Source organism: Ornithinibacter aureus, assembly GCF_009858245.1.
Lineage (GTDB): Bacteria > Actinomycetota > Actinomycetes > Actinomycetales > Dermatophilaceae > Fodinibacter > Fodinibacter aureus.
This window is the reverse complement of record NZ_VMSB01000001.1, coordinates 2,002,313-2,015,753: the sequence shown is the minus strand read 5'-3', so window position 1 is coordinate 2,015,753 and position 13,441 is coordinate 2,002,313. Positions and strand designations below refer to the sequence as shown.

The following is a 13,441-nucleotide window of genomic DNA, read 5'->3' as shown; positions in this document are numbered from 1 at the left end:
TGGACTGTCGAGGTCGGTCCGACGTCAGTTGGCTGCGGGGAGCAGCACGCCGTCGATGATGTAGACGGTCGCGTTGGCGGTCTGCACGTTGCCGCAGACGACCTTGGCATCGCCGACGGAGAAGTCCTCGCCGGACCCCTCGACGGTGATCTTCGTGCCGGCCAGGGTCTCGTGCTCACCGGCGACCTGGTCGGGGGCGAGGCGGCCCGCGACGACGTGGTTGGTGAGCACCGTGGTGAGCAGGCCCTTCGGGTCGGCCATGGCCTTGTCGAGGGTGGCCTTGTCCATGGCCGCGAACGCGTCGTTGGTCGGCGCGAAGACGGTGATGTCCGGGGTGGTGTTGAGGGTGTCACCGAGGCCGGCCTCGGTCACCGCGGTCACCAGGGTCGACAGGACGGGGTTGTTGCTCGCGGCCGTGGCGACCGGGTCCTTGGCCATGCGGCTGAACGAGCCCGCACCGTCGGCGGGGACGGCCGCGCAGCCGGGGCCGAAGGGGGCGCCGGCCATGTCGGTGCTCATCGACTCCGAGGGGGAGGCCGAGGGGGCCGGAGCGGACGACGAGCTCATGGTGTCGGTGGAACCGGCATCCATCTCGCTGTCCGAGCCGCAGGCGGCGATCGACAGGGGGAGGGCCAGGGCCAGGGCTGCAACGGTCAGTCGGGTGGAACGCATGGGAGGTGCTCCTTCTCGCAGGTGTGTGTCGTGGTGCGTACACCAGTGGTTCGGAGCAGCTCGTGAACCGGATTGCCCGGACCAGGAAAACGTCCGGCACCTTGGCGGCTGGAGCCACCAAGGTGCCGGACGTTGTGGGACGGGCAGAGGGTGTCAGTCGATGGTGACGACGATGGTGTGCCAGCCCCGGGCACCCTCGGGGAACGGCGTCGTGCGGCCCTCGGGCTGCAGCTCACCGGTCAGGTCGGTTGCGCGCACGCTGAGGGAGTGGCGACCCGGGGCGGCATCCCACGCCAGATACCACTGGCGCCAGTAGTCGATGCCGGCATCCGGCCCGAGCGTGGCGACCTGCCACGGCCCGTCGTCGACCCGCACCTCGACCTGGGCGATCCCGCGCTGCTGCGCCCACGCCACCCCACCGATCATGACCTGCCCGGCATCGCGCCGGTCCAGCCCGCGAGGGGTGTCGATGCGTGACTGGGTGAGGATGGGGGCGTCGGTGGCCCAGTCGCGCTCGGTCCAGTAGGCGCGCTTCGCGGCGTAGGTCGTCGCCTCCATGCGGGTCAGCCACTTGGTGGCACCGACGAACCCGTAGAGCCCCGGGGTGACCAGGCGCGCCGGGAAGCCGTGGCGGTTGGGCAGCGGCTCGCCGTTCATGCCGACCGCGACGAGGGCCTCGCGGTCGTCGGTCAGGGCCTGCACGGGGGTCGAGATCGTCATGCCCTCGGTGGAGTGGCTGAGGATCTGGTCGGCCCCCGGCCGCACACCAGCCCGCTCGAGCAGGTCCTTGGTGCGCACGCCGAGCCACCGGGCGGCGCCGATGTACGGGCCGCCGACCTCGTTGGACACGCAGGTCAAGGTGATGTCGCGCTCGACCATCGGCATGGCGAGGAGTTCGTCGTAGGTGATCGTGAACGGCCGCTCCACGTCACCGTCGATGGTCAGTGACCAGCCGTCGGTGGAGACCCGGGGGATGACCAGGGCGGTGTCGATCCGGTAGAACTGCGCGTTCGGGGTGCGAAAGGCCGAGATGCCGCGAACGGTCGACTCCAGCCCACCCGGCAGCGTCGGCAGGGCCTCGGCGGCCGCCGGCAGGGTGACGCCTGACGGCGAGGCGCCGCGCGACAGGGCCTTGCCCAGGGTGCTGCCGGTGGCGGCGACCGCTCCCAGCCCGGCCGCGGCGAACAGCACGCGCCGACGATCGCTGCGGCCGTCGCCGGATGCCGTGGCGCCGGCATCCGCGCCCGCCGCCGGGTCGCGATCACGCGCCCCCCACTGGTCGAGCAGCCCGAGGAACCAGCCTGCGGCGAGCACGCCGAACAGCGCCGTGGCGAACCCGGGAATCAGGTCCACCGCGGTGCTCGTGGGGCGCAACAGGGCAGCCCCGACGGACGTGAAGGCCAGGGTGCCGAGCAGGGCCAGGCCCAGGGTGCGCCGGGTTCGGGCGACCAGCCCGATGCCACCGGCGAGCAGCAACGCACCGATCGCGACCGATCCGATGAGGATGGGCTTGTCGGCGGTGCCGAACTGCGCGACCGCCCATTCCTTGACCGGGGTCGGCGTGGCGTCGATGACGGTGGACCCCACCGCGAGCACGGGTGAGGACTCGGGGGACACGAGTCCGGCGACGAGGTGCCCCACCCCGGCGGCGGCGGCCGCGGCCAGGGCCGTGCCCTCGGCGTACCAGAGGCGCCGGGGACGCCCGTCGGGTCGGGTCTGTCGCTGCGGCATCCCAGAGTTCGTCATGTCCAGTGGTTCGGAGCCGAAGGGGCTCTCGGATGCGTGCACCACCCCAGTGTGCGTGTGGGTGGTTCGTCGAGGGGTGCCCGGCCTCACGTACCGTAAGGACCGTGACACCTGCACGCCGCCCGCGCTTCCTGCCCATCATTATCACCGGGGCCGTCATCGGGTTCCTCGTGGGGGCCTCGCTGGCCGTCTTCGGCTGGTTCGAGGACCGCGACACGATGCTGGAGTCGAACTATGCCCCGTCGGCCGGCATCGGCTACCTGGGCTTCATGGGCGCCCTGGTGTTCGGTCTGCTCGCTGCCGTGCTCGCCGTGCTGCTCGATCGGCGCAGCGAACGCTCCTGATCGTTCGTCGGTGGGGCTGCGTCGGCAGGGTGTGGGAGGATCGGGCACGTGCCACGCGGAGACGGACGCCTCAGCCACGACCTGATTCCCGGTGAGAAGGGCCCGCAGGATGCCTGCGGGGTCTTCGGGGTGTGGGCCCCCGGTGAGGACGTCGCCAAGCTGACCTACTACGGCCTCTACGCCCTCCAGCACCGTGGGCAGGAGTCGGCCGGCATCGCGACGTCCGACGGTCAGCGCCTGCTGGTCTACAAGGACATGGGCCTGGTCTCGCAGGTGTTCGACGAGCGCTCGCTGGCGTCGCTGCGCGGCCACCTCGCGGTGGGCCACTGCCGGTACTCCACCACCGGTGGCTCGACGTGGGAGAACGCGCAGCCCACCCTCGGCGGCCACGCCGGTGGCACCGTGGCGCTGGCCCACAACGGCAACCTCACGAACTCCGCCGAGCTGCGCGACCTCGTCGAGGGCCGCCTCGAGGGCGACGCCCACCGGGGCGAGCTGGCCCGGGGCAACACCACCGACACCGCGCTCGTCACGGCACTCCTGGCCGACCACCCCGACCGCACCCTCGAAGCCTCGGCCCTCGACGTGCTGCCCCGACTGCGCGGCGCGTTCTGCTTCGTCTTCATGGACGAACACACGTTGTATGCCGCTCGCGACCCCCACGGCATCCGCCCCCTGGTCATCGGTCGCCTCGAACGCGGCTGGGTCGTCGCCTCGGAGACGGCCGCCCTCGACATCGTCGGTGCGTCCTACGTGCGCGAGGTCGAGCCCGGCGAGATGGTCACCATCGACGAGGACGGGCTGCGCTCGCAGCGCTTCGCCGAGGCGACCCCGAAGGGCTGCGTGTTCGAGTACGTCTATCTCGCACGTCCCGACACGACGATCAACGGGCGGGTCGTGCACGAGGCCCGCGTCGAGATGGGTCGCGCGCTGGCCCGGGAGCACCCGGTCGAGGCCGATCTGGTCATGCCGACCCCTGAGTCGGGCACGCCGGCCGCGATCGGGTACGCGCAGGAGTCCGGGATCCCCTACGGGCAGGGGCTGGTGAAGAACTCCTACGTGGGGCGCACCTTCATCGCGCCGTCGCAGACCATCCGCCAACTCGGCATCCGGCTCAAGCTCAACCCGCTCAAGGACGTCATCAAGGGCAAGCGGCTCGTCGTCGTCGACGACTCGATCGTGCGCGGGAACACCCAGCGCGCCCTCGTGCGGATGCTGCGCGAAGCCGGGGCGGCCGAGGTGCACGTGCGCATCTCCTCGCCACCCGTGCGCTGGCCCTGCTTCTACGGCATCGACTTCGCGACCCGGGCCGAGCTGATCGCCACCGGGCTCGGTGTGGCCGAGGTGTGCAACTCGATCGGCGCCGACTCGCTGGGCTACATCTCCGAGGAGGGGATGATCGCCGCAACCAACCAGTCGCCCGATCGGCTCTGCACGGCGTGCTTCACCGGGTCGTACCCGGTGCCCCTGCCCGAGGAGGGTCTCGGCAAGGGGGTGCTCGAACTGGACCTGGCGGTGTCCCCCGGGACGAACGGCGAGCGGATGACGGGCGAACGGCATCCCCACCGGCACGTGCCCGTGCTGGACGTCGAGGGCGTGTCGACCTCGGCCGCCGGTGGCGCCGCGGATGCCGTGCTGCGCCCCTGACCGGCACGCGGGTCTGCGCCCCTGACCGGCACGTTTTCGGGCGCGGCGCTTCCTGTGAGCGGGGACATGGGGGGTCTCTGTGGGACCCTCTTGCGCGGCGCAAGGGATTCCTTGACCGGAGCAAGGATTGCTGGAGGGGTACCCACCGGTCGGCCCTCTCCGAGTTGAACCGAGCCGAGTGAGCCAGTGATGGTGCCGGACCTCAGCTCGCAGACCACTCGGCCGGCGGGTAGAGCGGGATCTCTCGCGCCTGGCTGCCCCGGTCGTCGTCGCGGTCGTGGTTGCCGCGAGTATCACGACCGCGGATGCCGTGACGCGGGTCGGCGTCCTCGTCACCAGCAGCGCGGTGGTCGCCCTGTGACGCTCCAGGCTGCACGTCGTCGGCCTCGAGCGCCCACGGAGCCCAGACAGCCCCACCCCTTGAGGCCCTCGCGACCCCGCTCGTTCCACCCGCCGAGCCCTGCGATCCGGCCGCGCCGACGACCGGGATCTCACCGGTGTCGCGAAGCCGCCTCGACGGAGCGCCCAGGTTGGAGCTGCGGTACCAGGACTCCTGGGGGTTTCGCTGGATCGGGTCGGCGGTCGGGTCCGAGCGCACGCTCGCCGGGGCGTGCACCACCGAGGGCCCGCTCCCGCCGGCCAGGGGGCCGCCGTCGGGGCCGTGCCCGCCGCCCGGACCGTCCCAGCCGCCACCACCACGGGGCCCTCCCGAGCCGCCGCCGCCTCCGGGCGACCCTTGTCCGCCCTCCTCCTGCGCCTCGGCCTCAGCGACGGTGGTGCCGAACAGCTCGGAGCAGATCGCCTGGTAGTGGACCTGCGCGTTCGGCACGTAGGCGACGACGGAGAGGGCCTGCCCCTGGCCGGCCGACTCCATGACGAACGTGCCGTAGCCGACGATCCGGCCGAGCAGTGACTGGTCGAAGGTCATGTCCGTGACCTTCGTGAGCGGCATCATCGCGACCTTGCGGCGGATGAAGCCGTAGAAGAGCAGAAAGCGCTTGTCCGTGGCGACGAACCACTCGCGGCGCCAGTTCAGCCACGTCCAGGCCAGCCACGCCATCGCACCCCACCACAGGAGCAGGCTGAGGTTGTGCAGCAGCATCGGCCCGCCCTCGCTGGTCGGCACCTTGACGTCGACGACGAACGCGAGCACGGTGGCCGCAACGGCTGCGCCGATCTCGCGGGACAGCGACAACCAGTGGTGGCGGACCGCGACGATCGCGCGCTCGCCGGGAACGAGGGAGCGGTCGAGGTCGCGGTCGAGCCGCGGCCGCCGCGCCACGTCAGCCTCGAAGCAGTGCGTCGAAGAACCTCGCGATGTTCTTCACGCCGTTGGTGATGATGTCCCACACCGAGTTGAAGATGTCGGCGGCGCTGTTGGGCGAGGTGAGGATGGCGTAGAGCAGGAAGATGACAAGGAGCCACATCACGATCTTCTTGACCGGGGGCATGTCACGTCCTTGTCTCCATAGGGGGGCGTGCCGAGCGCACGCCGCAGACGCCATCGTGTCAGATGTGACGGATGTGACGACTGAGGCGTGCTGTCCGGCGTGTCGATCGTCGACGGCATCCGATCTCGTGGTGGTGGCGTCGCGTCGTGGTGGCGCTACTGGGCCAGGCCGTACAGGCGGTCACCTGCGTCGCCGAGCCCCGGCACGATGTAGCCGTTCTCGTTGAGGCGCTCGTCGATCGCCCCGGTGACCAGGGTGATCGGAGGCGCGACGTCGGCCAGGGCGGCCTGGAGGTGCGCGATGCCCTCGGGTGCGCTCAGCAGCGTGACCGCGGTGATGTCGTTCGCGCCGCGGTCGACAAGAAACTTGATGGCGTCGGCCATCGAGCCACCGGTCGCGAGCATCGGGTCGAGCACGTAGACCTGACGGCCCGACAGGTCGTCCGGGAGGCGGTTGGCGTAGGTGATCGCCTCGAGGGTCTCCTCGTCGCGCTGCATGCCGAGGAAGCCGACCTCGGCGCTGGGCAGCAGGCGCACCATGCCCTCGAGCATCCCGAGGCCCGCGCGCAGGATCGGCACGATGAGCGGCTTGGGGTTGCTCAGCTTGATGCCGGTCGTCGGGCCCACCGGCGTCTCTATCTCGAAGGGTTCGATGCGCACCTCACGCGTCGCCTCGTAGGCGAGGAGCGTCATCAGTTCCTCAGCCAGGCGGCGGAAGGTGGGGGAGTCGGTCCGCTTGTCCCGGAGGTAGGTCAGCTTGTGGGCGATGAGCCGGTGGTCCGGGTTGATGACGCGCATGGGTGAAACTTAGCGCGTGACCCCACCACCCCACCCCTCGGATGCCGGGTGGATGCGTCATGCGCTGACCCTCGCCGAGCGTGCGGCGCAGGCGGGTGACGTGCCCGTCGGTGCCGTCGTCGTGTCGGGTTCGGGTGAGCTGCTCGGGGAGGGCTGGAACCAGCGCGAACGCGACGGCGACCCGAGCGCCCATGCCGAGGTCGTCGCGATCCGGGCCGCGGCCGCGCGGTTGGGCTCCTGGCGCCTGGCTGGCTGCACCCTCGTGGTGACCATGGAGCCGTGCCCGATGTGTGCGGGGGCCGCCATGCTGGCCCGCGTCGATCGGGTGGTGCTTGGCGCGTGGGATCCCAAGCTCGGGGCCTGCGGGTCGGTGTGGGACGTGCTGCGCGACCGCCGGGCCACGCACCGTGCCGAGGTGGTCGGCGGTGTGCTCGAACAGGAGTGTGGCGACGTCGTGCGGCGCTTCTTCGACGGGCACCGGCCACCGCGCTGACCCTGCGCGCTGAGTCTCCGCGCAGACCAGCCGTCGCGGGTGGATGAATCTGAAATCAGTGTGTTCGTCCCAGCGATTCGGCCGAGGTGCGCGGGTAGCGTTCCCCGCCGCAGGTCCCGATCCGGGCCCTGGTACCACCACGAAAGGCAACACCCTCATGGGCATCATCGGCTGGATCATCATCGGCGGTCTCGCCGGCTGGGTCGCGAGCAAGATCATGAACACCGACGGACAGCAGGGCATCATCCTCAACATCGTCGTCGGCATCGTCGGCGGCCTGCTCGGCGGTTGGCTGCTCGGCGTGCTCGGCATGGACATGGCCGGCGCGGGCATCATCGCGAGCTTCCTCACCGCCCTGCTCGGTGCCGTCATCCTGCTCTTCGTCGTCAAGGCCGTCACCAAGCGAGCCTGAAGACAGGACACGATTTAGAGGCGGGCACTCGCCTCGGGTAACCTTCCCGGCGGTGGCGTGTCCGAGCGGCCTAAGGAGCACGCCTCGAAAGCGTGTGTGGGTGCAAGCCCACCGTGGGTTCAAATCCCACCGCCACCGCCAACGCATGACCCCGGGAGCTCTGCGACCGGGGTTTTTGCGTTGGCGGGTGGCGAGGGATGCCGTGACCCGCACGCGCGCGCCCGGAAACGACCCCCCGATCGAGCCATCGTGGCCTCGTGGCGCCGACCCCTAGCGTGGGTGAACTGTCAACAATCGGGCCTTCGGGTCCTCGTCACCCCGGAGCGCCAACCCATGAAGATCCTGCACGTGATCGCCACTCCGCGCGGCGAGCACTCCCAGACCCTCCCCTTCTCGCGTGCATTCCTGGGCCACCTGGCCAAGGTCCGACCCGACCTGACCGTCCAGGAGCTCGACCTGTCCACCACGACGCTCCCGACGATCGACGACACGATCGCGAGCACGAAGTACCGGCTGATGCAGGGGCTCCCGGTCGACCGTGATGCTGCACGGACGTGGCCGTTCGTGGAGGCCCTCATCGAGGACTTCGTCTCGGCCGACCTGTGCCTGATCACGACCCCGATGTGGAACTTCGGCCTCCCCCACCAGCTCAAGCACTGGATCGACTGCATCATCCAGCCGGGCTACACGTTCTCCTTCGAGGGTGGCTACCCCTCCCCGCTCGTCCAGGGCACGTCGATGGTGTGCATCACCTCGCGGGGGTCGGACTACTCTCCCTCGGGCCCGATGGGGGCCTACGACTTCCAGGAGCCCTACCTGCGCGCCATCTTCGGCTTCATCGGGGTGACCGACGCCGAGTTCGTGCACGCCCAACCGCTGGACCACCCGGTGCTGCGCGAGCAGGCCCACGCTGACGCGATGGCCGCGGTCGAGAAGCTGGCCGCGGCGCCACGCTGGGCCGGCTGAGCTCGAGGCCGGGGCCTCAGCCGGCGGCCGCAGCGGCGAGCTGGTGCTCGACCTGCTCGACCGACAGCACGTGCTGCACGACCATGGTCGCCGCTCCGATGACACCCGCGTGGCCGGCCGTGCGAGACGCGACGATCTGCAGGTCGCCCGTCGCGAGCGGCAGGGACCGTCCGTAGACGACCTCTCGGATGCCGGCGAGCAGGCTCTCGGCGGACTGCGCGAGTCGTCCTCCGACGACGATCACGGACGGGTTGAGCAGGCTGACGCAGGTCGCGAGGACGTGCCCGATCTCGCGGCCGGCGTCACGGATGGCCGTGGCCGCCGCAAGGTCGCCGGCCTTGGCCAGTCGGATGAGATCGCTGCTGTCCTGGAGGTCGACCCCGCGTTCACGCAGGGCCCGCACGATCGCCGGGCCGCTCGCGACGGCCTCGAGGCACCCGAGGTTGCCGCAGGTGCAGCGGGTGTCCCCGCCGTGCAACGCGGCGACGTGTCCGAGGTCGCCCGCCGTGCCCTGGGCTCCCCGGTGGAGGCGGCCCCCACTGATGATGCCGGCGCCGATGCCGGTCGCCACCTTGACGAAGAGCATCTGCTCGATGTGGGGGTACATCGTCGCGTGCTCGCCCAGAGCCATGATGTTGACGTCGTTGTCGACGAGAACGGGCCCGCCCAGGGCCGCCATCACGTGGCCCGGCACGTCGTAGTTGTCCCAGCCGGGCATGATCGGCGGCAGCACCGGTCGCCCGGTGGAGTGCTCGACGGGGCCCGGCAGCCCGATCCCGACCCCGGCGAGCTCGGCCCGGGTGCGCCCGGCGCTCTTGAGCAGTGATCGCGACGTCTTGGCCACCTGGTCGAGCACGGACTGGCACAGCGCAATACGTCCTGGTGTCAGAGCGCTGACGGGTGGCTGGAGTGCAATAAGTCGTGGGTTCAGCGCCAGAAGGGCTCGATCGCGGCCAGCCGTTCGCAGGCCGCGACACCGGCCTCCACCAGGGCTGCCTCGTCGACCTCAGGAGCCCGGGCTCCCACCGACCGCAGCAAGGTGTCGGCGATGTGGTGGTCGTTGACGGCCCCCAGCGCCGACTGCACGTCCTCGACGTACCAGGCGTAGGCCAGTGGCCCGGTGAGCACCTCGCCGCTGCTCGTCACCACGCGAAGCCCGCCCCCGGCATCCGAGCCCTGAGGGTAGAGGGAGGCGAAGAACTCGCACCCGTACCGCAGCTTCTTGGCCTCGATGCGCACCCGGTGGCGGTCGGCCGGAGACATCTCGGCGATGTGGTCGTGCTGCCCGGCGACACGGCGCCAGCGCTTGTCGAGGGCGCTCGCGGCCAGCTCACCCACGGGCGGGTCGTCACCCAGGAGCCACGGCACACCGAGCAGGGCGCGGTCGATGTGCGCGCTGGCCCTGCGCCAGCGTGGCCGTCCGAGGATGTGCAGCACCTCGTCGTACGCGGACTCACGGGCCTGCCAGAGTGCCGCGACCTCGCGCTCGTGGCGGCCGTCGAGGACCTCCCCGGCGAGCAGCACGTCGAGGTCACGGGCGTGGCCGAACGGCAGGGCGAGTTCCCGGATGGCGTGCGCAGCCTCCACCACGGGCGACTGCTTCCCCAGGACGGGCCGGAACAGCGACACCGCGCACCTCAGCCGGCGGATGCCGACCCGGGTCTGGTGCAGGTGCGGCATCGCCCGCGAGTGCACCAGTCGGGCCTCGTTGGTGCGCCAGTGCTCCGTGCACTCGGTGGCCACGGCCGCGAAGGCCGTCCGCGCGCTCATCTGCGCCGAGAGCGAGATCGGCCGCGCCTTGCGGGGGAGCGCGTCGGTGCCGAGGTCGACGAGGGCGCTCATCGTCGCGGGGTCATCGCCGTCGTCATTGCAGGGCGTGGGGGTGCACGGGGTCACGACGCCGACGGTGCGGGGCAGGTGGGCAGGCCGGATGCCGTGGCGGCGGGGGCGAGCCCCGTGTACTTCGCCCCGAGCGCGACGTCGACGGTGGCGCCCTTTCGCTTGTCGGCGAACAGCACCGTGCCCTTGGGCAACGTCGACTGGAGGAGCTTCGCCTGGGCCACGCCGGCGGGGCCGTGGCGGACCTCGGCGACGGCGGGTGCCTTGCGCTCGGTCGGGTCGTTGGCGACCTTGCCGATGACGAACCCCCGCTCGGTGAGCGACTTGGACACGGATGCCGCAAGTCCCTGACGCGAGGACGCGTTGTAGACGTTGACCGTGGTGTCCTCGGCCCGAACCGCCTTGGGGTCGAACGGGGCGCACGTGGCAGCAGGCGGCCGGGCCGCGGCCGCCTCGGTCTCGGCCTGGTAGTACGACCACGCGTACCAGAACGCGAAGAAGAGGCCGAGCAGCACGACACCGATGGTGATCAGGGACCGGCGGCGCTGGCGCTCGTGGGGGTCCACGGCATCCGACGTCTCGCTCATCACACCTCCATCACAAGGAGAGCACCCGGGCGTGCAGGGTCGGTCGCTGGTGCAGCGCGGCGCGCAGCGCGCGGTGGAGGCCGTCCTCGAGGTAGAGCGTGCCCTGCCACTCCACGACGTGGGCGAAGAGGTCGCCGTAGAAGGTGGAGTCCTCCGAGAGGAGCATCTGCAGGTCGAGCTCGCGCTTGGTCGTGACGAGCTCGTCGAGGCGCACGAGACGCGGAGGCACCCCCGACCACTGGCGCGTCGTGTACCCGTGGTCCGGGTAGGGGCGATTGTCGCCGACTGCCTTGAAGATCACGGGGTCACTGTATGCCGCGTCGTGCCGCACCGCCCGGTGGAAGTGCCGGACGCGCACTAGATTGGCGCCGTGAGCGAGAACGTGAAGACCAGCCAGCTCGACGAGATCCGCGCGGGATACGGCTTCGAGGGCCCGACCCTGGAGTTCGGTGCCGCCGTCATCGACGGGACCGCCCACCCCGACGCGAAGGTGCGGATCCCGCTGTCGGCGATGAACCGCCACGGCCTGGTCGCCGGCGCCACCGGAACCGGCAAGACCAAGACCCTCCAGCTCATGGCAGAGCAGCTCGTCGAGCAGGGAGTGCCCGTCTTCCTGGCCGACATCAAGGGCGACCTGTCGGGGATGGCGACCCCGGGTGAACCGGGGGAGCGGATCACCTCACGGTCGGCCGACATCGGCATGGACTGGCAGCCGACCTCGTACCCCGTGGAGTTCTACGCGCTCGGCGGGCAGGGCACCGGCATCCCCGTGCGGGCCAGCGTCTCGACGTTCGGGCCGACCCTGCTCTCGAAGGTCATGGGCCTGAACGCCACCCAGGAGTCCAGCCTCGGCCTGGTCTTCCACTACGCCGACACCAAGGGGCTGTGGCTCGACACCATCCCCGACCTGAGGGCCGTCGTGCAGTTCCTGACCAGCCCCGAGGGCAAGGCCGACCTCAAGGAGCTCGGTGGCCTGTCGTCGGTCACGGCCGGGGTGATCCTGCGTGAGCTGGTGAACTTCTCCGCCCAGGGCGCCGACGTGTTCTTCGGCCTCCCCGAGTTCGACACCGCCGACCTGCTGCGCACCGCACCCGACGGCCGTGGCCTGATCTCGATGCTCGAGCTGCCCGGGGTGCAGAACCGTCCGCAGCTCTTCTCGACCTTCCTGATGTGGCTGCTCGCCGATCTGTTCCACGACCTGCCCGAGGTCGGGGACCTCGACAAGCCGAAGCTCGTCTTCTTCTTCGACGAGGCGCATCTGCTGTTCAACGGGGCGAGCAAGCCGTTTCTCGACGCGATTCAGCAGACCGTGCGGCTCATCCGGTCCAAGGGGATCGGCGTGTTCTTCGTGACCCAGTCGCCCAAGGACGTGCCGAGTGACGTGCTGGCCCAGCTCGGCAGCCGCGTGCAGCACGCCCTGCGCGCGTTCACCCCGGACGACGCGAAGGCGCTCAAGGCTGCGGTGCGCACCTACCCGAACACCGCCTACGACCTCGAGGAGCTGCTGACCTCGCTCGGCACCGGTGAGGCCGTGGTGACGGTGTTGTCCGACAAGGGGGTGCCGACCCCGGTCGCCTGGACCCGCATGCGCGCCCCCGAGTCGCTCATGGCCCCGTCGCCGCCGGCGCTGCTCACCGAGGCGGTCGCCGTGTCGCCGCTGGCCGCCAAGTACTCGACCTACCTCGAGCGCGAGTCGGCCTCCGAGATGCTCGGCAAGGCCGAGATCGCCCGCACCGAGGCCGAGAAGCTCGCTGCGCAGGAAGCCGAGAATGCCAAGGTCCGGGCCGCGGCCGCTGCTGCCGCCGAGAAGGAGCGACTGGCGGCCGAGAAGGCTGCTGCGCGCGAGGCCGCCAAGGAGGCCGCTGCTGCGGAGAAGGCCCGGGCCGCCGAGGAGCGCCGCAAGGCCGCTGAGCCGGGCATGGTCGACATGGTCGTGAAGTCGAGTGCGTTCAAGTCGATGCTGCGTTCGGCGGGCACGGTCATCGGCCGCGAGATCACCCGGTCGGTGTTCGGGACCAGCCGCCGCCGCTGACTCCGTCAGGGCCGGTCTCGGGTCACAGGGTCAGGATCGCCTTGGCGTACGCGCACTCGAGGTCGACATCGGTGACGGTGCGCACGTAGCCCGGCGCGACGGCATACGTCAGCTCCCACTCACCCTCAAGCCGTCGCACCACCTCGAGGCGGTCACCGAGCAGCTCGCGCAGCTGGTCCTCGCGGGGCAGCCACAGCGCCTGGTCGAGCGTCACCGAGTCCAGCGCCCACTCGGTCGTGCCGTTGAAGCCGAGCAGTGACTGGTCGCGGTAGGTCTGCACCTCGACGGTGAGGTCGCTGATCCAGAACACCTCACCGGTGAGCAGCTCGGCATCGATGACGAACCGGTCGCCGGCAGCGGGCTCCCACAGGACACCGGCGCCGATGAGGGCACGCGCGAGCTCGACGGTGATCATGGCGACATTCTGGACCACGTTCGGATGCCGGCCCGCGAGC

The 13,441-nt window shown here is 70.6% G+C and carries 16 protein-coding genes and 1 tRNA gene; 7 read left to right on the top strand and 10 right to left on the bottom strand.

Going from position 1 to position 13,441, the window contains the following annotated elements; translation table 11 throughout:
- Window positions 1-24: 24 nt before the first annotated feature.
- Window positions 25-672 (bottom strand): fasciclin domain-containing protein, encoded by a 648-nt coding sequence (locus C8E84_RS09595; RefSeq protein ID WP_159901607.1) that lies wholly within the window; start codon window positions 670-672, stop codon window positions 25-27.
- A gap of 153 nt (window positions 673-825) precedes the next feature.
- Window positions 826-2,460 (bottom strand): molybdopterin-dependent oxidoreductase, encoded by a 1,635-nt coding sequence (locus tag C8E84_RS09590; RefSeq protein ID WP_246196871.1) that lies wholly within the window; start codon window positions 2,458-2,460, stop codon window positions 826-828.
- A 62-nt stretch (window positions 2,461-2,522) separates the two neighbouring features.
- Here C8E84_RS09590 and C8E84_RS09585 point away from each other — a divergent pair, with 62 nt between their 5' ends.
- Window positions 2,523-2,762 (top strand): hypothetical protein, encoded by a 240-nt coding sequence (locus tag C8E84_RS09585; RefSeq protein WP_159901605.1) that lies wholly within the window; start codon window positions 2,523-2,525, stop codon window positions 2,760-2,762.
- Window positions 2,763-2,810: 48 nt separating this feature from the next.
- A complete protein-coding gene (gene purF, locus C8E84_RS09580) occupies window positions 2,811-4,409 on the top strand; it encodes an amidophosphoribosyltransferase (protein WP_159901603.1) in 1,599 nt (532 codons plus the stop codon).
- A gap of 202 nt (window positions 4,410-4,611) precedes the next feature.
- On the opposite strand, the gene C8E84_RS09575 is transcribed toward purF, so the two are convergent.
- The 3 genes from C8E84_RS09575 to upp all read right to left on the bottom strand — a co-directional run bounded on the left by C8E84_RS09575 (window position 4,612) and on the right by upp (window position 6,657).
- The gene (locus tag C8E84_RS09575; RefSeq protein WP_159901601.1) at window positions 4,612-5,691 is read right to left on the bottom strand and encodes a PH domain-containing protein; all 1,080 of its coding nucleotides are present in this window, start codon (window positions 5,689-5,691) and stop codon (window positions 4,612-4,614) included.
- A 1-nt stretch (window position 5,692) separates the two neighbouring features.
- On the bottom strand, window positions 5,693-5,860 hold the full coding sequence (locus tag C8E84_RS17665) for a hypothetical protein (RefSeq protein WP_170296278.1): 168 nt from the start codon (window positions 5,858-5,860) through the stop codon (window positions 5,693-5,695).
- Between the two features lie 155 nt (window positions 5,861-6,015).
- Window positions 6,016-6,657 (bottom strand): uracil phosphoribosyltransferase, encoded by a 642-nt coding sequence (upp, locus tag C8E84_RS09570; RefSeq protein WP_159901591.1) that lies wholly within the window; start codon window positions 6,655-6,657, stop codon window positions 6,016-6,018.
- Window positions 6,658-6,673: 16 nt separating this feature from the next.
- Between upp and tadA the strand changes: the two genes are divergently transcribed.
- From tadA to C8E84_RS09550, 4 genes are all read left to right on the top strand, one after another.
- Window positions 6,674-7,150 carry a tRNA adenosine(34) deaminase TadA gene (tadA, locus tag C8E84_RS09565; protein ID WP_281348934.1) on the top strand — a complete coding sequence of 159 codons (477 nt, stop codon included), beginning with the start codon at window positions 6,674-6,676 and terminating at the stop codon, window positions 7,148-7,150.
- Between the two features lie 157 nt (window positions 7,151-7,307).
- Window positions 7,308-7,562 (top strand): GlsB/YeaQ/YmgE family stress response membrane protein, encoded by a 255-nt coding sequence (locus tag C8E84_RS09560; protein WP_159901589.1) that lies wholly within the window; start codon window positions 7,308-7,310, stop codon window positions 7,560-7,562.
- Window positions 7,563-7,613: 51 nt separating this feature from the next.
- Window positions 7,614-7,703, top strand: a tRNA-Ser gene (locus C8E84_RS09555).
- Between the two features lie 192 nt (window positions 7,704-7,895).
- Complete coding sequence (locus C8E84_RS09550; RefSeq protein WP_159901587.1) at window positions 7,896-8,528, top strand: FMN-dependent NADH-azoreductase; 633 nt, start codon at window positions 7,896-7,898, stop codon at window positions 8,526-8,528.
- A gap of 16 nt (window positions 8,529-8,544) precedes the next feature.
- On the opposite strand, the gene C8E84_RS09545 is transcribed toward C8E84_RS09550, so the two are convergent.
- The 4 genes from C8E84_RS09545 to C8E84_RS09530 form a co-directional block, all read right to left on the bottom strand.
- Window positions 8,545-9,384 (bottom strand): ROK family protein, encoded by an 840-nt coding sequence (locus tag C8E84_RS09545; protein ID WP_425495952.1) that lies wholly within the window; start codon window positions 9,382-9,384, stop codon window positions 8,545-8,547.
- Between the two features lie 71 nt (window positions 9,385-9,455).
- Window positions 9,456-10,370, bottom strand: a complete 915-nt coding sequence (locus C8E84_RS09540) for a CHAD domain-containing protein (protein WP_159901585.1) — start codon at window positions 10,368-10,370, stop codon at window positions 9,456-9,458.
- A gap of 50 nt (window positions 10,371-10,420) precedes the next feature.
- A complete protein-coding gene (locus tag C8E84_RS09535) occupies window positions 10,421-10,954 on the bottom strand; it encodes a LytR C-terminal domain-containing protein (RefSeq protein WP_159901583.1) in 534 nt (177 codons plus the stop codon).
- 10 nt (window positions 10,955-10,964) lie between these two features.
- Window positions 10,965-11,255: a type II toxin-antitoxin system VapB family antitoxin gene (locus C8E84_RS09530; RefSeq protein WP_159901581.1), complete on the bottom strand. Its 291-nt coding sequence runs from the start codon at window positions 11,253-11,255 to the stop codon at window positions 10,965-10,967.
- Between the two features lie 69 nt (window positions 11,256-11,324).
- Here C8E84_RS09530 and C8E84_RS09525 point away from each other — a divergent pair, with 69 nt between their 5' ends.
- A complete protein-coding gene (locus C8E84_RS09525; RefSeq protein WP_159901579.1) occupies window positions 11,325-12,986 on the top strand; it encodes a helicase HerA-like domain-containing protein in 1,662 nt (553 codons plus the stop codon).
- Between the two features lie 22 nt (window positions 12,987-13,008).
- Here C8E84_RS09525 and C8E84_RS09520 read toward each other — a convergent pair whose 3' ends face one another.
- Window positions 13,009-13,401: a hypothetical protein gene (locus C8E84_RS09520; RefSeq protein WP_159901577.1), complete on the bottom strand. Its 393-nt coding sequence runs from the start codon at window positions 13,399-13,401 to the stop codon at window positions 13,009-13,011.
- Between the last annotated feature and the right edge of the window lie 40 nt (window positions 13,402-13,441).

What these genes read in the sequence shown, in the direction of transcription:
- C8E84_RS09550 (WP_159901587.1), top strand. Translation starts at nt 7,896, where the DNA reads ATGAAGATCCTGCACGTGATCGCCACTCCGCGCGGCGAGCACTCCCAG.
- C8E84_RS09535 (WP_159901583.1), bottom strand. Translation starts at nt 10,954, where the DNA reads ATGAGCGAGACGTCGGATGCCGTGGACCCCCACGAGCGCCAGCGCCGC.
- C8E84_RS17665 (WP_170296278.1), bottom strand. Translation starts at nt 5,860, where the DNA reads ATGCCCCCGGTCAAGAAGATCGTGATGTGGCTCCTTGTCATCTTCCTG.
- C8E84_RS09595 (WP_159901607.1), bottom strand. Translation starts at nt 672, where the DNA reads ATGCGTTCCACCCGACTGACCGTTGCAGCCCTGGCCCTGGCCCTCCCC.
- C8E84_RS09540 (WP_159901585.1), bottom strand. Translation starts at nt 10,370, where the DNA reads ATGAGCGCCCTCGTCGACCTCGGCACCGACGCGCTCCCCCGCAAGGCG.
- C8E84_RS09520 (WP_159901577.1), bottom strand. Translation starts at nt 13,401, where the DNA reads ATGATCACCGTCGAGCTCGCGCGTGCCCTCATCGGCGCCGGTGTCCTG.
- upp (WP_159901591.1), bottom strand. Translation starts at nt 6,657, where the DNA reads ATGCGCGTCATCAACCCGGACCACCGGCTCATCGCCCACAAGCTGACC.
- C8E84_RS09560 (WP_159901589.1), top strand. Translation starts at nt 7,308, where the DNA reads ATGGGCATCATCGGCTGGATCATCATCGGCGGTCTCGCCGGCTGGGTC.